Genomic DNA, 20,524 nt, shown 5'->3' on the forward strand with positions numbered 1-20,524 from the left:
GGCCGGCCCGCATGATGCGGACCGGCCCCTTCGATGCGTACAGACTTCGGACCGAACGGTCTCAGTACACCGGCTTCTCGGGCTCGATCTGGTTGACCCAGCCGACGACGCCGCCGCCGAGGTGCACCGAGTCGGCGAAGCCCGCCGACTTGAGGACCGCGAGGACCTCGGCACTGCGGACACCGGTCTTGCAGTGGAGAACGATGCGCTTGTCCTGCGGGAGGTCCTGGAGGGCGTTGCCCATCAGGAACTCGTTCTTCGGGATCAGCTTCGCACCCGGGATCGAGACGATCTCGTACTCGTTCGGCTCACGGACGTCGATGATCTCGATCTTCTCTTCCGCGTCGATCCACTCCTTGAGCTGCTTGGGAGTGATCGTGGAGCCGAGCGCCGCCTCCTGGGCCTCCTCGGACACGACGCCGCAGAAGGCCTCGTAGTCGATGAGCTCGGTGACGGTCGGGTTCTCGCCGCAGACCGCGCAGTCGGGGTCCTTGCGGACCTTGACCTGGCGGTACTGCATCTCCAGCGCGTCGTAGATCATCAGACGGCCGACGAGCGGGTCGCCGATGCCGGCGAGCAGCTTGATGGCCTCGTTGACCTGGATGGAGCCGATGGACGCGCAGAGCACGCCCAGGACACCGCCCTCGGCGCAGGAGGGAACCATGCCGGGGGGCGGCGGCTCCGGGTAGAGGCAGCGGTAGCAGGGACCGTGCTCGGACCAGAAGACGGACGCCTGACCGTCGAACCGGTAGATCGAGCCCCAGACGTACGGCTTGTTCAGCAGGACCGCGGCGTCGTTGACGAGATAGCGGGTGGCGAAGTTGTCCGTGCCGTCCACGATCAGGTCGTACTGGGCAAAGATGTCCATCACGTTGTCGGCTTCGAGCCGCTCCTCGTGAAGGATCACGTTGACCAGGGGGTTGATCCCCTGCACGGTCTCCTTGGCCGACTGGGCCTTGGACTTGCCGATGTCGGCCTGGCTGTGGATGACCTGGCGCTGCAGGTTCGACTCGTCGACCTCGTCGAACTCCACGATGCCGAGCGTGCCGACACCGGCCGCGGCCATGTACATGAGAGCCGGTGAGCCGAGGCCCCCGGCGCCCACACAGAGCACCTTCGCGTTCTTCAGCCGCTTCTGTCCGTCCATCCCGACATCCGGGATGATCAGGTGGCGGGAGTACCTGCGGACCTCGTCGACGGTGAGCTCAGCAGCTGGCTCGACCAGGGGTGGCAGCGACACAGGAACCTCAACAATGCAGGTGGTCGGTTTCTACGTACTTCGGCTACGTACGGTTGTTCTTGCCGTAACACTGCCACGCCCCTCCTCATTCCGAGATAGCAGGTCCGATCCGCGAGACGATTTCGTCCCAGTACCTGGGCAGTGTCGCAAATGGATCGCTTTGCCCCCGCAGGTTTCCGGGACCGGCCTTCCCGGTGCGGTCGGTGAAGAAGATCGTCCCGGCGCCCTGCCAGCGGGCGATCCGCATGGCCTCCTCCAGGTGGGTGCGCGGGACACCGTGGACGAAGTGGGCGAATCGGTCGGGCGGATAGGCGGCGGTCCACTCCGCCACCTGCGACCAGCGGTAGTCGGTCCACGAGCCGCGGAAGGTGACCAGCTGGTCGGCGGTCTCCGCGTAGCCGGGATACGGATGGGTGTCGTGGCCGAGCACGAGGTGCCCCCCGTGCTGCGCACTGTCGCTGTCCGCCAGGAGCGCGGACAGGGTGCTGGTGAGACGACGGACGGCCGGGAGGTCCGGGCGCCCGGCCGGGCAGCGATCGAGGTGGAAGCCGTCGACGCGGTACCAGTCCAGATAGGACCGCGCGTCGTCGACCAGCTCGCCGAAGGACCGGCTGCCGTGGGCCAGGTCGAGCCTGCCGAGCAGCCGGCCGGCCGAGGCCCGCACGGAGTCGAGCGGGTCCTCACCGTGCACGGCCCGGTCGCGGGCGTTGCGGAGCCGGCCCGCGGCCTCCAGGCAGTGCGGGTCGGGGCGGCTGCCTGGGCCGTTGTCGATGTCGAGGACGGCCCAGTGCAGCGGGGTGCCGGGGCGGGTGAGTTCGGCCCACTCGACCGGTGCGAGCAGCGGGTGCGCGTACCCCGGGACGCCGAAGCCGAGTTGTGCGGCGCCGCTGGTCCGGCGGGCCGTGCCGGTGCCGGTCAGATACGGCACGCCGCCTCCATCCAGATGTCGGCGAGGGACTCCTCCAGATTGATCCGGGGGCGCCAGCCGAGCCGGTCCCTGGCGGTGCGCACGTCGGCCTGCTGCCAGGCGCCGCAGCCGTCCGGGTAAGGGGACGGGGTGACCGCGAGGTGTTCCATGACCGATTCGGCGGAGGTGCGCGGGGCGCCGATGGGCAGGCGGCCGGGGGGCGTGTCCAGCTCGTGGAGTGCGCCCGCGTATCCGGCGACCTTGGCGAGGACGGCGGCGGCGTCGCGCAGGCGCACGGCTCGTCCGGTGCCGATGTTGACGACGCCCTGCGCGGCGGAGAGCGAGGCGGCGTGCACGGCACGCGCGACGTCGCGCACGTCCACGAAGTCGCGCTGCACACCGAGGCCGCTGAGCTTCAGTTCGCCGTCGCCCGCCTGCATGGCGCGGCGCATGGCCTCGGCGAGCCGGCCGAGCGGGGAGCCCGCCGGGGTACCGGGACCGACCGGCGAGAAGACCCGCAGCACGACCGCGTCGAGGCCGGAGCCGAGGACGAGTTCGGTGGCGGCCAGCTTGCTGACGCCGTACGGCCCGCCGGGGCGCGGAATGGCGTCCTCGGCCGTGGACGAGCCGGGCTGCGAGGGCCCGTACTCCGAGGAGCAGCCGACCTGGACGAGGCGGGCGGTGCAGCCGCTGCGCCGCATCGCCTCGCACACCGTGGCGACGGCGACGGTGTTGTGACGGGTCAGGTCGCGGGCCCCGCCCCGGGTGGCGCCCGCGCAGTTGACGACGACTCCGGGGTGGACGGCGTCGAGGAAGCGGGTGAGCGCTCCCGGGCTGCCGCCGGCGAGGTCGAACCGTACGTCGGCGTCGTCGCCGCGGCCGAGCGCCGTGAGGTGGACGGCGGGGTCGGCGAGCAGCCGGTCGGCCACGAACCGGCCGAGAAATCCGTTGGCTCCGAGCAGCAGCACCCTCATCGTGCGCCCCCTGGGTGCCGACGGCGCGCTGCCGGTGCGGGGGATCGGTGGGTCATGTCCGGTGTCTCCTTGGGGCAGGTGTGTGCGGTACGGGAGAATCCGCGGCGTCGGCTCCGCGGGGTTCTGGCGTGGTCAGGCGGTGTGGGCGGAGGCTCGGGAAAGAGCGACGGTGGCGGTGGTCAGCAGGCCGAGCGCGGCCACGCCGCAGGCGACGGCGGGTACGGCCCCGGTGCCGCCCGCCGCGACGAGCGCGTCGACGGGGCGGGCGAGGGCGTCGAGGCCCGGCAGCCGGCCGGCCAGGATCAGGGCAGGGGCGGCAACCTCGACGGCGCAGGCGGCGGCGAGGCCGGTGGCGGCCGGTTCGGGGAAGCCGTGGACGGTGAGGAGCCGGGCCAGCAGAAGGAGCACGCCCAGCGCCGCCGCCCCGACCGGGGCGCCGCCCGTCCCGATCCCGAGGCGGGCCAGGTACAGCAGCCCGCTGAGGACGCAGAGGAAGAAGGCGACAGCGGCGAACAGCAGGGGGCGCACGCCCGCGGCGAACTCCTCCAGCGCACGGCTGCCGTTGAGCTTGCGGTGTGCGTGTACGGAGAAGAGGTGGGCGCACCACGCCGCGGGAGCGACCGCGACGGCAAGGCCGAGCAGCGGCGCGGGCGTGATGTCCCAGGGGCCTTCGGGACCGCCGCTGAGGACCTGGTGGAGCAGGGCGTCGCCGTACAGGACGTAGCCGAGCAGCCAGCAGCCGAACAGGCCGGCGGCGCCCGACGAGCGGCCTTCGGCGCCGAGAGGGCCGGTGCGCAGGGCGAGCGCGAGCCCGATGAGCGCGAGGAGGCCGCCACCGATGCCGAGGGCGAGGCGCGGCTCGGCTCCGAGCACCCCCTCGGTGAGCCGCAGCGCGACGAGGGTCGCGAGGCAGGCGGCGCCCGGCAGCAAGGCCCTGAGTGACCATGCGGCGCGCGTCTCGACGTCGTGCGCCGGGGCGAGGGACGCCCCGAGGGGCTCCCCCGCGACGGCGGGCACCCGCGCGAACAGCTCTTCGGCGAGCGAGAAGACGTCGCGGTGCCGGTAGCGGGCGGCGGTGCGGTCGGTGACCCCGTGCGCTTCCAGCCCGGCGGCGATCTCCAGCGGGTCGACGGCACGTTCACAGAGCTCGCGGTGTCGGTGCATGAGCGATTTCACGGGGTCGGCGGGCCCGCGCCGCCCGGTGGTGAGCTTGCGCGCCGGAGCGGGGTGCGCGATTTCGGGAGCCCTGGGGGCGAGGTGCGGTGCGGGGTCGTCGGGGAGCGTCGCGGCCTCGGCGGGTGCCGGGCGCGGCGCCGGGTGCTCGGGGGGTGACGGCTCCGAAGCGGTGGGGGACGTGGCGTCATCGGCGTCGAGAGCCGTGGCTTCATCGGCGCCGGGGCCTGTCGGGTCATCGGCTTCCGCGGGAGCGGGGAGCGGCTCCGGCGAGGGGGCGGGCGCGGCGTCGGGCGCCGGGTGCGGGGCGTCCTCCTGGGCCGGCGGCGCGCTCGCCGCGCCGTCAGCCGCGGCGCCCTTCGACCCCTTCGTCGACCCGTCCGCCGGCACACCCGCCGCCTCGCCCGTCGCCTCGTCAGCCGGTGCAGCCGCCGCCTCGTCCGGTGGTGCGGCGGACAGCGTCCACGCCGGTTCGGAGACGTCCGCAAGCAGGGTCCCGGAGGCCGACGCCCATGAGCGGTGGTCCCCGTTGCTGCTGGTCATCGGTGTGCCGAGTGCCTCGGGCACTTCGGTCGGGCGGCCCATCGTCGTTCCTCCGTGCTCGTCGGCCAGGGCAGCGACCACCCCGGATGCACCGGTCGGTCCCGGTCGCTCCGTGCGGCCCGGCCCGGCCGTCTCCTGGTCACACATCGCCGTCCCCCACGCCGCACGCTCCCGCGCCGACTCCCTGCACGGCCCAGCCGGGCGTGCGCCCGGCGTGCGCCGGCCCCGGGCCGAGGTCGTCCCCCCGCTCCGGCCACAAGCCGAGGACATGGGCCTCCGGCGGGGTGGCGAAGGGGCGCGGCCCGCCGTCGGCGGCCGGCTCCGCCCCCCTGCGCACCGGTGCCTGCGAGATCAGCTCCAGGTAAATGCCGCGAAATGCCGCGAGGTTCTGTTCGACGGTGAAGAGTTCGAGTGCGCGGGCGCGCGCCGCCGCCCCCAGGCGTGCACGGCGCTCCGGGTCGCGCAGCAGCGCCAGACACGCGTCCGCCAGCGCCCGCGGATTGCGCGGGGGCACCACGAGTCCCGTACCGCCGATGACCTCGACGACGGCCCCGACGTCCGTGGAGACCGTCGCCCGGCCGCAGAACATCGCCTCGACCAGACTGATCGGAAAGCCCTCGACCACGCTGGAGAGCACCACGACCCCGCCCGCCCCGTACGCCTGGACGAGATCGGGGACCTCCGCCCCGCCGATGTCCTCGAAGGAGACCGGGCTGTCGCCGACCGCGTGCGCGTCCACGGCCTCGTCGGGGAACAACTGGTCGGCGAGCGCCCGGCAGTGGGCGAGATAGGAGGCGCCCTCCGGCCCCTGGGCCGGAGCACCGATGATCCGCAGCCGGGCGTCGGGCTCGGCCCTGCGCACCTCGGCGAAGGCGTGCAACAGAGCGATCAGGTCCTTGGCCGGTTCGATCCTGCCGACCCAGACCAGCGTGTCGGGGCCTCCGTCGTCGTCGCTCTCGCCGAGTGCGGCGAAGCGGCCGGATTCCATGCCCGGGTAGACCGTCCGCACTTTGGCGGGCTCCGCGCCGCAGCGCTCCTGCCAGCGGCGGGCGTGGGTATTGCCGGGGGTGATGAGTGCGGCCTGTCGGTACACCTCGGTGGCGAGCCGCCCGTGGAAGTTGGCGAGCAGCGCGCGCACCGGCGCACTCACCGGCGCACCGGTGTCGGCGAGGTAGTGCGCGCGCAGCTGCACGGCGTGCTCGGTCACGAGCAGCGGCACCCCGAAGAAGCGTTTGGCCAGCAGCCCGGGCAGCGCGGCGGCGCCGCCCGACGCGGCATGGCAGAGGTCGACGGCACCGAGGCTCTCCTCGTCGTACCAGTCGAGGGAGAGCGGGCGCAGCACCCGGTCGAGCTCCGCGGCGAAGGCGAGGAGATCGGGGACGGTGGCGGACTGGACGGTGCGTCCTGTGCCGTGGGCGCGGCAGGCGGCCTCAAGAACGCGTACGGCGGTCTCGGAGCGGAGGGCGGCGGGCAGTCCGCCGTGCTCGCAGGCCAGTTCGGCCAGTCCGTAGAGGCCTTCGGTGAACTGCGCGTCCTCGAAGCCTGCGGGTGCACGCCCCGCGTCGCTTCCCTCGCCACGACCGGCGGTCGAACCGGCGTCACCCCGCTCGTCGTCGGACGCGCCCGCCACGCACACCGAGGTGGCGAGCGCCGTGAAGTGGGTGACGAAGCGGCGTCGTTCGCGCCGCCCGTACGTCCGCGCGCCCCCGCCGGTCAGCAGTCGCGGGAGCAGTCCTCTGGGGGAGTGGAGGCCGAGGGCGTCCTCGTCGGCGGTCCACAGGGGTGCCGTCCGCACCCGGCTGACCTGGGCCGGGAGCTGGACCCAGCCCTGCGCCTCCTGCTCGGCGCTGCGGCTGAGCGCGAAGAGATCGAACTCATGCTGCGCGAGGCCGCGCACCAGACGGTCGCACCAGAGTCTTGACTCACCGGACGCATACGGATAACCACCGTCGGTGAGCAGTCCGATCCGCACGAGTACACCCCTGATCTCCCTTGAGAGCGGCCGCCGTTGGATTGGCGACTCGCAGCGGGACGACCGTAAGCGGATACGCCGGTGGTGCGACGGACGGTTGTCCGTCGCACCACCGAAAGGGGTGAACCGTCGTAACTTTCCCGCCCCGGTAGCGTTCTGTCGCGCTATAGAAGCAGTGGGTCACACAGGGTCAGGCTGCGGCCAGCTCCTTGCGGGCCGCGCGGCGCACCGCCGCGAGTGCCGGATCGAGGGCGGGGACGGCCGCCAGCAGCTGCCTGGTGTACGGGTCGCGGGGATGCGCGTACACCTCCTCCACCGGTCCCTCCTCGACGATCCGGCCCCGTCGCATGACGGCGACCCGGTCGCTCACCTGGCGTACGACAGCGAGGTCGTGGGCGATGAAGACCAGGGCGAGTCCCAGCTCCTGCTGGAGCTCGGCCAGCAGGGCGGTCACCTGGGCCTGGGTCGTCACGTCGAGGGCGGAGACGGCCTCGTCGCAGACGATGAGCTCGGGTTCCGCCGCCAGAGCGCGTGCGATCCCGACGCGCTGACGCTGACCGCCGCTGAACTCGTGCGGATAGCGGTCGTACTGCTCGGGGTCGAGTCCGACCCGCTCCAGCAGATCGCGTACGCGCGCCCTGATCAGGCCCTCGTCGCGCTGCCCCTGCGCCCGCAGCGGGTCGGCGACCGCCTCGCCGACGGAGCGGCGCGGGTTGAGCGAGGAGACCGGGTCCTGGAAGACCATCTGGACCCGGGCCGCCCGGCTGATCCGGCCGGACGTGGGCTCCAGCAGACCGACGAGCATCCGCCCGAGGGTGGTCTTGCCGCTGCCGCTCTCGCCGACGATGCCGAGCGTCTCACCGCGGCGGACCGCGAGGGAGACCCCGTCGACGGCGGCCAGGGCGGACTTCCCCCGGCCGAACACCTGCCGCACGTCCTCGGTCTCGATCAGGACCTCGTCCTCGGCGGCGGTCCGCTCCGGAGCCGACGGCGCAGCCTGGGGCGCGATCCGCGGCACGGCCGCCAGCAGCGCCTTCGTGTACGGCTCGCGGGGGGCGCCGAGCACCTCGGCCACCGGCCCGCGCTCCACCGCGAGGCCGGACCGCATGACGAGCACCTCGTCCACCGACTCCGCCGCCACGCCCACATCATGGGTGACCAGCAGCAGTCCCATGCCCGTCTCGCGGCGCAGATCGTGCAGCAGGTCCAGGATCTGGGCCTGGACGGTGACGTCGAGCGCGGTCGTCGGCTCGTCGGCGATCAGCAGCCGGGGCTCGCAGGCCAGTGCCATCGCGATCAGCGCCCGCTGGCGCATCCCCCCGGAGAACTCGTGCGGCCTGGACCGGGAGCGGCGTACCGCGTCCGGGATCCCGACCCGGTCCAGCACCTCCACCGCCCTGGCCCGCGCCGCTCGCCGGGTGACACGGTGATGGACGCGGTACACCTGGGCGATCTGGTCGCCGACGGCGTAGTACGGGTCCAGCGAGGAGAGCGGGTCCTGGAAGACCATCGCGGCCTTCGCCCCGCGCAGCCCGCGCAGTTCGGTGTCACCGGCGGCCTGGACATCCACGTCCGCGACCCGGATCGAGCCGCCGACCTTCGCACCGGTCCCCCGGTGCAGGCCGAGCAGGGCGTACGCCGAGGCGCTCTTTCCGGAGCCGGACTCGCCCACGACTCCGAGCGCGCCACCCTCCTCCAGCGAGAACGACAGCCCGCGCACCGCGTGCACGTCGCCGAAGGAGATCGAGAGATCGGTGACCTCGACGAGACTCATGACAGCACCACCCGTCGGTCGGCCATCGCCTGGAGGACGTCCGCGACGGCATTGGCAAGGACGACGAAGAAGCCGGTGACGAGCACCAGACCGACGACGACCGGGAGGTCCACCTGCTTGACGGCCTCGACGAGTTCGCGGCCGACACCGGGGATCCCGAAGAGGGACTCGGTGAGCACAGCGCCGCCGAACATCGAGCCGATGTCGAGTGCGCCGAGCGCGATCACGGGGGCGAGCGCGCCCCGCAGCGCATGCCGTCCGACGATCACGCGCTCGCTGACCCCGTACGCCCTGAAGGTGCGCACATGGTCCTCGGCCAGCGTCTCCAGCATCGAGGCCCGGGTCATCCGGGCGTACGGGGCGGCGGAGACGAGCGCGAGCGAGATCCAGGGCAGCAGCAGGTTCCACGCCCACTGCTCCGGGTCCTCGGTGAGGGGGACGTAGTCGGGGAACGGCAGGATCTGGAGCGCCGTGACGCAGATGATGATCAGCAGCAGGCCGATCACGAAGACGGGCGTGGCCATGCCGGCCAGGGTGATCCCGGTGAGGATGCGCTCGGTGGCACGGCCGCGCCGCCACACCGAGAGCAGTCCGGTGCCGACACCGAGCAGCATCCACAGCACGAACGCGCCGGCGGCGAGCGAGGCGGTGGCGGGCAGTTTGGCGAGGATCAGCTGGGTGACCTGCTGGCCGCTCTGGTACGAGAGTCCCAGGCACGGGGCCTGGCAGTGCACGACGGCGGTGCCGGTGGAGTAGTCGCGGCCGGCGACCAGGGCCTGGAGGAAGTGGGCGTACTGCACGTACACCGGGTCACCGAGGTGCAGTTGTTCGCTGACCTGGGCGACCTGCGCGGGCGAGCAGCGCGGTCCGCAGGCGATCTGCGCGACGTTGCCCGGGGCGACGTAGAAGGCTGCGTAGACGACGACGCTGAGGGCGAGGAGGACGAGGAGCGCCCCGCCGAGGCGGCGCAGCAGGAACCAGCTCATGCTCCCGCCTCCTTCCTGGCGCCGGTGCCGATCCTCAGCCGGGAGGCGGCGCGCGGGTCGAGTGCGGTGCGCACGCCCTCGCCGAGGACGGTGAGCGCCAGCACGGTGACGAAAAGCAGCCCGGCCGGAATCAGCAGATAGGTGGGCGCGGCCTGGTACCAGGTGTCGGCGTCGCTGAGCATCTGTCCCCAGGACGGCGTGGGCGGCTTGATGCCGACCCCGAGGAAGGACAGGGCTGCCTCGACGACGATGTTGGCGGGGAAGAGCAGGACGGCGTAGGTGATGACGGGTGCGGCCAGCGAGGGCAGCAGTTCGCGCCGGGCGATCTGCCAGGACCCCCAGCCGCTGAGCCGGGCGGCCGCGACGTGGTCGCGCGACTTCAGGGAGAGGGTCTGGGCGCGCACGATCTTCGAGATGCCGGACCAGCCGACCAGGCCGACGATCACGGCGATCAGCACCGGCCGGGGGAAGCCGGCCGGAACGACGGCGAGCGCGCCGAGCGCGATCACCATGACCGGGAGGGCGACCACGACATCGGTGACGCGGCTGAGCGCCTGGTCGACGAAGCGGTTGCCGAGGCCGGCCGAGAGGCCGATGAAGACACCGACGGCCACCTGGAGCAGGGTCGCGCCGAGTGCGACGCCGAGCGAGACCCGGGCGCCGTAGGCGACACGGGCGAACAGGTCGCGGCCGGTGAGCGGTTCGACGCCGAGCCAGTGCCCGGCGCTGATGCCACCGAAGGAGCCGAGCGGGACCCCGCCGGTGGCGGAGTCGACGAGATCGGGGTGGTACGTGGTGGGGTTCTGGCCCTCCAGGCCCGTGAGAAGGGGCGCGGCGATCGCGAGGAGGACCAGCAGGACGACGACGGCCGCCGCCACGAGGGCGGCGCGGCGGGCGCGCAGCCGCCGCCAGAACGGATGGGCCCCGGGGGCGGGGGCCGCGACGGCCCCCGCCTCCTTGACCAGCAGTGCTTCGGCCATGGTTACTTGACCGCGACCTGCGAGATGTCGAGCACGCCGGTCCAGTCGCTGATCACGACGTTCTTGACGGACTCGCCGTACAGGCGCTTGTAGACGGGGTGGAACAGCGGCACGGTCAGTGCCTGCTCACCGACCTTCTTGTCGAGCGCGCCCCAGCGCGCGGCCGCGGCGCTCAGGTCGGTCAGCTTGTTGATCCCGTCGATCTCCTTGTTGACCGAGGGGTCGTTGAGCTGGGCGGAGTTGAAGTTGTATCCGGCCTTGACGATCTGACGTCCGTCGAAGATCGGCGCGAAGAAGGGGCCGCCGGACGGCCAGTCGGCACCCCAGCCGCCGAGGAAGAGGCCCGGCTCGCTCTTCACGTTGTAGACCGTGTCCGAGTAGGCGTTGGACTCCAGACCCTGGAGCTTGACGGTGATGCCGGCCTTCTTCAGCGCCTCCTGGAGCGCCGTGGCGATCTCCGGGCTGGTCTCGAAGTTCTTCTCGTTGTTGTGCGTGAGGGTGACCGTCAGCCCGTCGGGGTAGCCGGCCTCCTTCAGCAGTTCCTTCGCCTTGGCCGCGTTGCCGGTCTTGCCGGCCGGGAAGGCGTCGTACGGCGTGTAGCCGAAGGAGGCCTGGTCGGGCAGGAAGGTGGTGGCGGGCTCGGCGAGCGAGGAGCCGCCGGCGGCGTTGACCACCGAGGTGCGGTCGACAGCGTACGAGATGGCCTGGCGCACCTTCGGGTTGTCGAACGGCTTCACCTTCGGGTTGAAGGCGATGTAGTTCGTGTAGCCGAAGTGGCCGGTGCCGACGCGCGCGGCGAGCTTCTTGTCACCGCTGACCTTGGCGAGTTCGGCCGGGCCGAGGTTGGTGTCGGTGGTGACGGCCGCGGCGTCGCCGCCCTGGGAAGCGGACAGCCGCTGGTTGATGACGGCGGAGTCGAGTCCGGACCGGACGTCGATCCGGTCGGGGTAGGCCTTGCGCTCCTGGTCGGTGGCGGCCGACCAGTGCGTGTTGCGCTCCAGGATCAGCCGTTCGCCGTCACCCTCGTTCTTGACGACCTTGTACGGGCCCGAGGAGAGCGGGTGCTCCTCGTACTTCGTGCCGGTGTCCTTGGCCTTCGGTACCGGGGTGGTCTGCGTCTGGGTGGCCAGGTAGGGGAACTCGCCCTCGGGCTTGTTGAGGTGGAAGACGATGGTCTTCGCGTCGGGCGTCTCGATCGAGGCGAGGCCCTTCTTGTCCTTGTACGGGCCCTGGTAGTCGGCCCCGCCGATGAGCCAGTCGCGCAGATAGGGTGCGCCGCCGGAGAGTTCGGCCGCGAAGGAGCGCTCGATGCCGTACTTGATGTCGGCGCTCGTGATGGCGGTGCCGTCCTCGTAGGTGAGGCCGTCCTTGAGGGTGTACGTCCAGACGGTGGCGTTCTTGCTGGGCGTGCCCAGGTCGGTCGCCAGGTCGGGGACCACCTTCGAGCCCGCCGCGCCGTCCTCCCGGTTGCGGGTGGTGAGCGTACGGAAGACGAGGGAGGGGACGTTGCCGCCGCCGGACGTGTAGAGCCGCGCGGGGTCGAAGTCCTCCTGCGGCTTGCTGTTGAGGACGGTGAGCGTGCCGCCCTTCTTGGGGGCGCCCGCCGCGCCGGAGGCGTCGTCGCTGCCCTTGCTGCTGCCCTCGGGCCCGCAGGCCGCGGCCCCCGCGGCCACGGCGAGTACTGCGGCGGCCGCTGCTACGCGGCGCGATATGACGGACGGATGACGCATCGGAAGGTGACCTCTCGGAGTACTGCCGGAATGAGGGAAACAGGAAGTGATTCCGTGCAGGCGGCGACGAGAGTCATGTGCACACAACCGGTCAGGACTGGTGAAGGACCGGAACACTGGAACTGCCGCGCCTGCGGACGGAGTACGCCCGGGCGCGGCAGTCGGGGAAGGGCGGTCCGGGCCATCAGGGCTCGGGCAGGGGGCCGACGTGCGCGCGGGCTGGCGTCAGCAACAGTCGATGTCGGCGACGCTGTGCCCGGTCACGCCGATGAGCGCCAGCTCGATGGCGGCGCGATCGGTGGTGACGGGGCTGCGTGACATGCCGAGAAATATGCGTGACGGTCCGCCCGGTGTCAACGCGATATGAGACGGTCATCTCACCATGCGGACAGCGACTTCGGTTGGGCGTTCCCGGGGCCGGCCCCGGGGGGGTCCGGCGCGGCGGCCGGCCGGCCGCCCCCCGGACCCGGCATCGGGCTCAACCCTTGGGATACACCCAGGCGTTGGGGCGGCACTTGATGCCGTCGATGTCGAGCGACTTGGTCTGCTGCTGCATCACCGGAGCGAGGGCGCCCTTCGTGCCGCAGCTCACATGGTTGTGCCCCAGCCGGTGGCCGACCTCGTGGTTGATCAGCATCTCCCGGTAGGCGAACAGCTTGTCCGGCCCGAAGGTCGACGAGCCCTGGGCCCAGCGGTAGGCGTTGATCATCACGCGCTCGGTGGCCGCGGAGTCGCAGGAGACGTTGTCCTCGGTCGTGTCCAGACCCGACTTCTCGCACCAGTCCCCCGTGGTCCCCGGGCTGGCCAGCGTGATCACGAAATCCGGCTTGCCGGTGGAAATCCGTTCGAAGGTCATATCGCCGTTGTGCGCCCAACTCCGGTCATCATTGAGGGTCTTCTGGACCGCCTGGGCGAAGAGCGCGGAGTCGAGTCCGAGCCCGTGCTCGACATCGATCCGATAGCGCCAGATGCGCCCCTTGCCCGGAGCCTTCGCCGCACCGGCGACCGTCTCGAACTTCCCCGGGCCGGCCAGCTTCGGTGCCAGCGGGTAGGCCTTGGCCATTTTCTGCTCGTACGAAAGGGGCTTGGTCACCGCCGCCTCGGGGCTCGGCGACGTCCGGACGTCCGAACGGGAGGCGTCGCCCTCGGCGTCCCGGTCCATGCCCGCGGCCTGCGCGGCGCCGGACCGGCTGCCGCTGTCCTGGGCGACCTGGCCCGCCACGATCACGGCGAGCACGGTCGTCACCGCGGCCGCGGCGATCCCGGTGAAGGTGCGCCCCCTGCCGCCCTTGGCTCCCCTGGCGTCCCTGTCGCCCTCGCCGGAAGCCGCCGGCCCCGCGCCGGCCTCCGGCGGGCGCTCGTCCCACTCGGTGACCGAACGGTACGGATCAGCCGGCCCGGAAGGTGCCGGGGCCGCCCCGCCGGGCGGGGCGGGCGGGCTGTCGAAAGCCTCGACGAACTCCCGCCGCGGCCCCGGCACCAGTGGCCGGGCGGCTGTGGACTGCGGAATCCGCGAGGCCTGCGGGCTACGCGGGTTCCGCTCCCCTTGCGGACCTCGCGGATTCGGCGCCCCCTGCGAATTCTGTGGGCTCCCCGCCCCGTGCGGCCGACCGGGCGTCGGGGCCTGATTGCTGACGCGGCCCGGTGCCGTGCCGTGCGGCGGGGCCGGCCTCTCGCCGTACCGCCCGACGGGCCCGGTGCCCCAGCCGCCGCCGGGTTCACGCTGCTCGGGGTGCCCGCCGCGCACCTGGGGTGTGCCCGAGAACGGGGTGTGGCCGTCGGTGTCGGGAGACGCGTCGCCCGGCCGTCTGCGCCGGCCGCTGCCCGCGTCGGGCCGGGTGCCCTCGCGCCCCGCTTCCGCGTTCGCCTCGGAGGGCCCGGTCCCGGGCACGCTGGGCGCAGGGCCCTTTCGGCTGTGTCGTCCCACGCCCTGGATCAGCTCCCGCCACATTCGTCGAGCAGGTCCCGGAACGCCTGGGCGACCGCCTCCGGGTACTCCATCATCGCCACGTGCCCGGCGTCGGGCAGTGTCAGCAGTCGCGCATCGCGGAAGGCCGCGGACGCCCTGCGTGCCATCCGGTACGAGACGAGCCGGTCCCGTCCGCCGTACACGAGCTGGGTCGGTGCGAGCACCCGCTCGGCCTGACGCCACAGCCCGTGCTGCCCGCCCAGTGTGTACGCGTCGACGATGCCACGTGCCGAGCGCGCCATCGCGTCCCAGAAGTACGGCAGCGCCAGCCGCCGCTCCATTTCGGCCACCGCGTCACGGAGGCCATCGGCGGAGACACGTGCCGGATCGCCGTAACAGAGTCCCATGACTCCACGGGTGCGTTCTTCCGCGCTCCAGTCCCGGGTCATCCGGGCGAACAGGGACACGACTCCCGGAACGGCGAGCAGTGCGGTCGGCGCGGCCGACAGCTGCACCCGGATCTCGGGGAGCGCGGGCGAGATCAGGGTGAGGGTGCGCACCAGGTCGGGGCGGACCGCCGCGACGCGGGTCGCCACCGCGCCGCCCAGCGAGTTGCCGAACAGGTGGACGGGGCCGCGCTCCCCCGCGTCGAGAAGGCGGATCACCGCGCGGGCGTGGCCGGTGACCGAGTAGTTGCCGTCGTCCGGCGGCGGGGAGTCCCCGAAACCGGGCAGGTCGACCGCCTCGCTGTCCAGCACGTCCTGGAGCAGCGGCATCAGCGCCGTCCAGTTCTGCGAGGAGCCGCCGAGGCCGTGCACGAAGAGCGCGGGCGGCAGCCCGGTCCGCTCCGGCGGCCTCGAACGGACGGTCAGCGTCAGCCCGGGCAGCGTGACGGAGCGAAGCCTCTCCCCCTCCGCGACCCTGACGGTGCTCACCGTGGGGGACACCGCTGCGGCGGCGGCACGGACTCCCGGCAGCTCGGTCGAAGACATGCGGCAATGTTACGAGACGATCACACCGTGGTTCATGTGTTCGCCATCACAGACCGCATGGCGGCCTCATGGGCTGATGGGCTCTCCCGCAGTCCCGGCGGGCGCCCGACGCCGGCTACGGCACCATCCGACGCCGCGCGCCCATCCACCAGGAATTGCGGGACAGCCCTCAGCTCCTAGGCTCGGAGCAAGGAAGGGAGTCGCCATGACGGTAGACCCCAGTGACCCGGAGACCTTCGAGGGCGTCCAGCCGGACGAGCCCGACCAGGAGGCACCCGACGCGGACACCGCCGAGCAGCGGGCCGATCTGCGCCCGCGGGACGACGAACCGACGCCGGACGTGGACCGGGACCGCGTGAACGAGGCGGATGCGGCGGAGCAGGCCCGCGTCGTTCCGCAGGATGAGGACGATTACCGCTGATACGCCCCGCTATGCGGCAGGGGGTACGGAAACTGTGGCTACCGCAGTCGTCCGGTCCGTGAAATTCTGCGTCCGCGCCGCGCATACCTGGGTTACCCAAAAGTACGATGTCGGTATGGCGCAGCGTGCACGGAACTGCTGGGTCCGATCACAATTTTGGGAGGCGGCGTGACAGCCATCGAGCAGACCGAGGCGGCGCGCCCGCGGGGCACTCGTTTGCCCCGCCGCGCCCGACGCAATCAGCTCCTGGGTGCTGCGCAGGAGGTCTTCGTCGCGCAGGGGTACCACTCGGCGGCGATGGACGACATCGCGGAGCGTGCCGGAGTCAGCAAGCCGGTGCTCTACCAGCACTTCCCGGGCAAGCTGGAGCTTTACCTGGCCCTCCTCGACCAGCACTGCGAGTCGCTGCTCCTGGCCGTGCGCACGGCGCTGGCGTCGACCACCGACAACAAGCTGCGCGTGGCCGCGACGATGGACGCCTACTTCGCGTACGTGGAGGACGAGGGCGGCGCCTTCCGGCTGGTCTTCGAGTCGGACCTGACCAACGAGCCCGCCGTGCGCGAGCGGGTCGACCGGGTCTCCCTCCAGTGCGCCGAGGCGATCTCCGACGTGATCGCGGGTGACACGGGGCTGTCCAAGGACGAGTCCATGCTGCTCGCGGTCGGGCTGGGCGGCGTGTCCCAGGTGGTCGCCCGTTACTGGCTCTCCAGCCGCTCCGCCATCCCGCGCGACACGGCGGTCCAGCTCCTCACCTCGCTGGCCTGGCGGGGTATCGCGGGCTTCCCGCTGCACGGCCTCGATCAGCACTGACCGGGGCGGCCGGCGCCGGTGTTCGCTGCGGGCGTTGCCCGCCGGGCCCTGGCAGGTCCCCTCAGCGGGCTAATGTGTGCTGCGTACGGCGCGGTTCACCGCGCAGGGACTGACCGTCGGAGGGACATAGCCGTGGAGGTCAAGATCGGGGTGCAGCACACGCCCCGGGAGATCGTTCTGGAGAGCGGGCTTTCCGCCGAAGAGGTCGAGAGCGCGGTTTCCGAGGCTCTCGCCGGCAAGGCGCAGCTGCTCAGCCTCACGGACGAGAAGGGCCGCAAGGTCCTGGTGCCGGCCGACCGGATCGCCTACGTGGAGATCGGTGAGCCCAGCACGCGACGGGTGGGGTTCGGCGCGCTGTAGCCGCATACCGGAAAGACCGTGGAAGCGGCCCGGCGGGGGTTCCCCGCCGGGCCGCTTTCCGTTGTGCCACAGGTGCGAGCGGCGGGGTGCGCTCGGCCGCCGATCCTGTGCGACGGCTGAGCGAAGCCTGTCCGCGGGAGGGTTGCCCTCCGCTGCCCGGGGGTAGTACCGCCTACGACCGATTTGCCCGCCCCCGCACCTGCGAGGTGATCACCTGTGATCTTGGAAACCCTGGGCTCCGTCGTGCTCGGACTCGCCCTCTCCTCGGTGGCCCTGCGCGCCCTGTCGCCCCGGCTCCCGTCCCGTCGCGCCGTGCTCGGCACCGGTGCGCTGGGGGCCCTGTTCGGCGCCTGGCTCACGCACTCGGTGCTGGGCCCGGGCCACGCGGCGGCCACGCTGGTGGGCTCGGTGCTGATCTCCGCGGTGACGCTGTCCCTGTTGCTGCGGCCGCGCAGCCGCCGGTTCGGCCGGTCGGCGGCAGCCTGACGCGGCAGCGGTCCGGAGAGTCCTGGGGCCTTCCGTCCGGATCAGGCCCGGCCCCGCGCCCCCGGCACGATCCGGGCGGGACAGCCCTCAGGCCGCCAGCCCCAGCGCGGCCATCCGCTTGGTGTGCGCCTCGGTGATCCGGGAGAACATCCGGCCGACCTCGGCCAGGTCGAATCCGTCGGCCACTCCGCCCACCAGCATGGTGGACAGCGCGTCGCGATCGGCCACCACCCGCTGTGCCTGCGAGAGCGCCTCGCCCATCAGCCGGCGTGCCCACAGCGCGAGCCGGCCCCCGAGCCGCGGGTCGGCCTCGATCGCGGCGCGCACCTTCTCGACGGCGAAGTTGCCGTGGCCCGTGTCGTCGAGCACGGCGAGGACCAGGGAACGGGTGTCCGAGTCGAGCCGTGCCGCGACCTCGCGGTAGAAGTCGCTGGCGATCGAGTCGCCGACGTAGGCCTTCACGAGACCTTCCAGCCAGTCCGACGGCGCGGTCATGCGGTGGAAGTCGTCGAGGGCCTTGGCGAACGGTTCCATGGCGCCGGTCGGCTCCACCTCGATCGCGGTCAGCCGGTCCGTCAGCCGCTCGAAGTGATGGAATTCCGCGGAGGCCATCTTCGCCAGCTCCGCCTTGTCGGCGAGGGTCGGCGCGAGTTTCGCGTCCTCGGCAAGGCGCTCGAAGGCCGCCAGCTCCCCGTAGGCGAGTGCCCCCAGCAGGTCGACCACGGCGGCCCGGTACTGCGGCTCCACGGACGCGGTGGCCCAGTCCTGGTCGGCGATTTTGGTGGATGCGGGGGTTTGCGTGGCGTTGTCAGGCGTCTCCATGGAGCGCAGAATAGCCCGCCCGCCGGGGGGCCGAGGGGTCCGGCCGCCGACTGACGTCACACCGTTCCGATGAATTCGCCCAACACAGATGCGCAAATCCGGGGTACAGTGGTATTGCGCTTACTGAGCATTGCAACTGCTCGTTGCGCGAAATTGAATGAGGATGCCCGGTCGGAGGCCCGATCGGCTCCGAACCGACAGCCCTCCACGCGGTGTGTACGACACGTGCAATCGCAGATGAGGGGCCCCCTCAGCGGCACGAGCGCTCGAGCGACGGCAGTGGTCCCGCGCCACCCGGCCCATCCACGGCCGGATGACCAACCCCGGCACGGTACGACCCCCATCGTTCGCCTCGGACCGCGTTTCACAGAAGAGGCAGCACCCTGACTACGTTCCGAGACCTCGGGATCCTTTCCGAGACGGCCGAAGCCCTTGAGGCAGTCGGCATCACGTCCCCCTTCCCCATCCAGGAGATGACGCTCCCCGTAGCGCTCTCCGGCTCCGATGTCATCGGACAGGCCAAGACGGGCACCGGCAAGACGCTCGGTTTCGGTCTGCCGCTGCTGGAGCGCGTCACCGTCCTCGCGGACGTCGAGGCGGGCCGGGCCCAGCCCGAGAAGTTGACCGACGCCCCGCAGGCGCTGATCGTCGTCCCCACCCGCGAGCTCTGCCAGCAGGTCACCAACGACCTGCAGACCGCCGGCAAGGTGCGTAACGTCCGCGTTCTCGCGATCTACGGCGGCCGGGCGTACGAACCCCAGGTCGAGGCCCTCAAGAAGGGCGTCGACGTGATCGTCGGCACCCCGGGCCGGCTGCTCGACCTGGCGGGCCAGCGCAAGCTCGACCTGTCGCGGGTCCGCGCCCTCGTCCTCGACGAGGCCGACGAGATGCTCGACCTCGGCTTCCTGCCCGACGTCGAGCGCATCATCACGATGCTGCCGGCGAAGCGCCAGACGATGCTGTTCTCGGCGACCATGCCGGGCGCTGTCATCAGCCTCGCGCGCCGCTACATGTCGCAGCCGACGCACATCAACGCCACGTCGCCCGACGACGAGGGCACGACCGTCAAGAACACCGCGCAGTACGTCTACCGCGCGCACAACATGGACAAGCCCGAGATGGTCTCGCGCATCCTGCAGGCCAACGGCCGCGGGCTCGCGATGATCTTCTGCCGCACCAAGCGCACCGCGGCCGACATCGCCGAACAGCTGGAGAAGCGCGGTTTCGCCTCCGGCGCGGTCCACGGCGACCTCGGCCAGGGCGCCCGTGAGCAGGCGCTGCGCGCCTTCCGCAACGGCAAGGTCGACGTGCTGGTCTGCACCGACGTCGCGGCCCGCGGTATCGATGTCGAGGGTGTCACCCACGTCATCAACTACCAGTCCCCCGAGGACGAGAAGACCTATCTGCACCGGATCGGCCGTACCGGCCGTGCGGGTGCCAAGGGCATCGCGATCACGCTGGTCGACTGGGACGACATCCCGCGCTGGCAGCTGATCAACAAGGCCCTGGACCTGAAGTTCCCGGACCCGCCGGAGACGTACTCCACGTCCCCGCACCTGTACGCGGAGCTGGACATCCCGGCCGGCACCAAGGGTGTCCTGCCGCGCACCGAGCGGACCCGCGCGGGTCTGCGGGCCGAGGAGATCGAGGACCTCGGCGAGACGGGCGGCCGCGGTCGCAAGTCCGCCGCCGCGGCGGCTCCCGCGGTCCGCGAGGAGCGTCCTGCGCGCACGCCGCGTCAGCGTCGTCGCACCCGGGGCGGTTCGGCTGCGGAGGAGGGCGCCGTGACGGTGCCCGCACCCGCCACGGAGGTCGTCGAGGCTCCCGAGGCCACGGACGGCCCGTCCGAGCCTCGCACCCCGCGCCGTCGCCGTCGCAGCCGCGTCGGTGCCGCGGACGTCGCCGCCGAGGCAGCGGTGGCCGTGGCGGAGGCTCCGGCCGTGGTCATCGACACCGAGCCCGCGGCCGAGCCGAAGAAGCGGACGAGGACCAAGGCCGCCAAGGCCGAGGTCGTGGTCGACGCCGAGCCCGGGACGGAGTCGGTGACCGAGACGAAGCCGCGCCGCCGCCGCGCACGGGCCGCCAAGCCGGTGACGGAGGAGGTCGACTTCCAGACCTCTCCCGTGGCCGAGCCCGCGGTCGAGGCGACCACGGTCACCAAGCCGCGCCGCCGCGCCCGAGTGATCAAGCCCGCCGAGGACGAGGTCGACTTCCAGATCGCGCCGATGGCCGAGCCCGAGCCGGACTCCCGGGCGCGCCGTCGCCCCCGTGCGGCCGCGAAGCCGAAGACCGAGGCCGTGGCCCAGACGCCGGCCGCCGAGGGCGAGGCCAAGCCGCGCCGCCGCCGGGCCCCGCGCGCCGCTGCCGCGAAGTCCGAGGGCTGAGCGCACCACGTGTGACGACTGCCGGACGGGCCCGAGGGATACCTCGGGCCCGTCCGGCGTT

Annotated in this window: 18 protein-coding genes; 5 read left to right on the forward strand and 13 right to left on the reverse strand. The window is 72.1% G+C overall.

The window, feature by feature from the left end; genetic code table 11:
* Positions 1 to 61: 61 nt before the first annotated feature.
* The 12 genes from moeZ to OG538_RS11970 all read right to left on the reverse strand — a co-directional run bounded on the left by moeZ (position 62) and on the right by OG538_RS11970 (position 15,180).
* Positions 62 to 1,240, reverse strand: a complete 1,179-nt coding sequence (gene moeZ / locus OG538_RS11915; RefSeq protein WP_406092820.1) for an adenylyltransferase/sulfurtransferase MoeZ — start codon at positions 1,238 to 1,240, stop codon at positions 62 to 64.
* An 85-nt stretch (positions 1,241 to 1,325) separates the two neighbouring features.
* On the reverse strand, positions 1,326 to 2,168 hold the full coding sequence (locus OG538_RS11920) for a phage tail protein (RefSeq protein WP_406092821.1): 843 nt from the start codon (positions 2,166 to 2,168) through the stop codon (positions 1,326 to 1,328).
* The gene (locus OG538_RS11925) at positions 2,156 to 3,121 is read right to left on the reverse strand and encodes an NAD-dependent epimerase/dehydratase family protein (RefSeq protein ID WP_406092823.1); all 966 of its coding nucleotides are present in this window, start codon (positions 3,119 to 3,121) and stop codon (positions 2,156 to 2,158) included. The genes OG538_RS11920 and OG538_RS11925 overlap by 13 nt, the downstream gene beginning before the upstream one ends.
* A gap of 132 nt (positions 3,122 to 3,253) precedes the next feature.
* Positions 3,254 to 4,684 (reverse strand): hypothetical protein, encoded by a 1,431-nt coding sequence (locus OG538_RS11930; protein ID WP_406100087.1) that lies wholly within the window; start codon positions 4,682 to 4,684, stop codon positions 3,254 to 3,256.
* 292 nt (positions 4,685 to 4,976) lie between these two features.
* Entirely contained in the window at positions 4,977 to 6,809 is a 1,833-nt protein-coding gene (locus tag OG538_RS11935; protein WP_406092825.1) for a DUF3492 domain-containing protein, read from the reverse strand.
* A gap of 190 nt (positions 6,810 to 6,999) precedes the next feature.
* On the reverse strand, positions 7,000 to 8,583 hold the full coding sequence (locus tag OG538_RS11940) for a dipeptide ABC transporter ATP-binding protein (protein ID WP_406092827.1): 1,584 nt from the start codon (positions 8,581 to 8,583) through the stop codon (positions 7,000 to 7,002).
* Positions 8,580 to 9,569 carry an ABC transporter permease gene (locus tag OG538_RS11945; protein WP_406092829.1) on the reverse strand — a complete coding sequence of 330 codons (990 nt, stop codon included), beginning with the start codon at positions 9,567 to 9,569 and terminating at the stop codon, positions 8,580 to 8,582. Before OG538_RS11945 ends, OG538_RS11940 begins: the two co-directional genes overlap by 4 nt.
* Positions 9,566 to 10,549 carry an ABC transporter permease gene (locus OG538_RS11950; protein WP_406092831.1) on the reverse strand — a complete coding sequence of 328 codons (984 nt, stop codon included), beginning with the start codon at positions 10,547 to 10,549 and terminating at the stop codon, positions 9,566 to 9,568. Before OG538_RS11950 ends, OG538_RS11945 begins: the two co-directional genes overlap by 4 nt.
* Before the next feature lie 2 nt (positions 10,550 to 10,551).
* The gene (locus OG538_RS11955) at positions 10,552 to 12,279 is read right to left on the reverse strand and encodes an ABC transporter substrate-binding protein (protein WP_406092833.1); all 1,728 of its coding nucleotides are present in this window, start codon (positions 12,277 to 12,279) and stop codon (positions 10,552 to 10,554) included.
* Positions 12,280 to 12,504: 225 nt separating this feature from the next.
* Positions 12,505 to 12,600 carry an Ms4533A family Cys-rich leader peptide gene (locus OG538_RS11960; RefSeq protein WP_399307995.1) on the reverse strand — a complete coding sequence of 32 codons (96 nt, stop codon included), beginning with the start codon at positions 12,598 to 12,600 and terminating at the stop codon, positions 12,505 to 12,507.
* Between the two features lie 157 nt (positions 12,601 to 12,757).
* Positions 12,758 to 14,230, reverse strand: a complete 1,473-nt coding sequence (locus OG538_RS11965; RefSeq protein WP_406092835.1) for a DUF3152 domain-containing protein — start codon at positions 14,228 to 14,230, stop codon at positions 12,758 to 12,760.
* On the reverse strand, positions 14,215 to 15,180 hold the full coding sequence (locus OG538_RS11970) for an alpha/beta fold hydrolase (RefSeq protein ID WP_406092837.1): 966 nt from the start codon (positions 15,178 to 15,180) through the stop codon (positions 14,215 to 14,217). Before OG538_RS11970 ends, OG538_RS11965 begins: the two co-directional genes overlap by 16 nt.
* Positions 15,181 to 15,385: 205 nt before the next feature.
* Between OG538_RS11970 and OG538_RS11975 the strand changes: the two genes are divergently transcribed.
* From OG538_RS11975 to OG538_RS11990, 4 genes are all read left to right on the forward strand, one after another.
* The gene (locus OG538_RS11975) at positions 15,386 to 15,601 is read left to right on the forward strand and encodes a hypothetical protein (RefSeq protein ID WP_406092838.1); all 216 of its coding nucleotides are present in this window, start codon (positions 15,386 to 15,388) and stop codon (positions 15,599 to 15,601) included.
* Positions 15,602 to 15,769: 168 nt separating this feature from the next.
* On the forward strand, positions 15,770 to 16,411 hold the full coding sequence (locus OG538_RS11980) for a TetR/AcrR family transcriptional regulator (RefSeq protein ID WP_136329491.1): 642 nt from the start codon (positions 15,770 to 15,772) through the stop codon (positions 16,409 to 16,411).
* A gap of 132 nt (positions 16,412 to 16,543) precedes the next feature.
* On the forward strand, positions 16,544 to 16,771 hold the full coding sequence (locus OG538_RS11985; protein ID WP_024490505.1) for a DUF3107 domain-containing protein: 228 nt from the start codon (positions 16,544 to 16,546) through the stop codon (positions 16,769 to 16,771).
* Positions 16,772 to 16,987: 216 nt separating this feature from the next.
* Complete coding sequence (locus tag OG538_RS11990; RefSeq protein WP_406092840.1) at positions 16,988 to 17,257, forward strand: hypothetical protein; 270 nt, start codon at positions 16,988 to 16,990, stop codon at positions 17,255 to 17,257.
* An 87-nt stretch (positions 17,258 to 17,344) separates the two neighbouring features.
* Here the strand turns inward: OG538_RS11990 and OG538_RS11995 are convergent, their stop codons facing one another.
* Complete coding sequence (locus OG538_RS11995; protein WP_406092842.1) at positions 17,345 to 18,079, reverse strand: ferritin-like fold-containing protein; 735 nt, start codon at positions 18,077 to 18,079, stop codon at positions 17,345 to 17,347.
* A 473-nt stretch (positions 18,080 to 18,552) separates the two neighbouring features.
* Here OG538_RS11995 and OG538_RS12000 point away from each other — a divergent pair, with 473 nt between their 5' ends.
* The gene (locus OG538_RS12000) at positions 18,553 to 20,463 is read left to right on the forward strand and encodes a DEAD/DEAH box helicase (RefSeq protein WP_406092844.1); all 1,911 of its coding nucleotides are present in this window, start codon (positions 18,553 to 18,555) and stop codon (positions 20,461 to 20,463) included.
* The last annotated feature ends 61 nt before the right edge of the window (positions 20,464 to 20,524 follow it).

This window comes from Streptomyces sp. NBC_01013, from assembly GCF_045162765.1.
Taxonomy (GTDB): domain Bacteria; phylum Actinomycetota; class Actinomycetes; order Streptomycetales; family Streptomycetaceae; genus Streptomyces.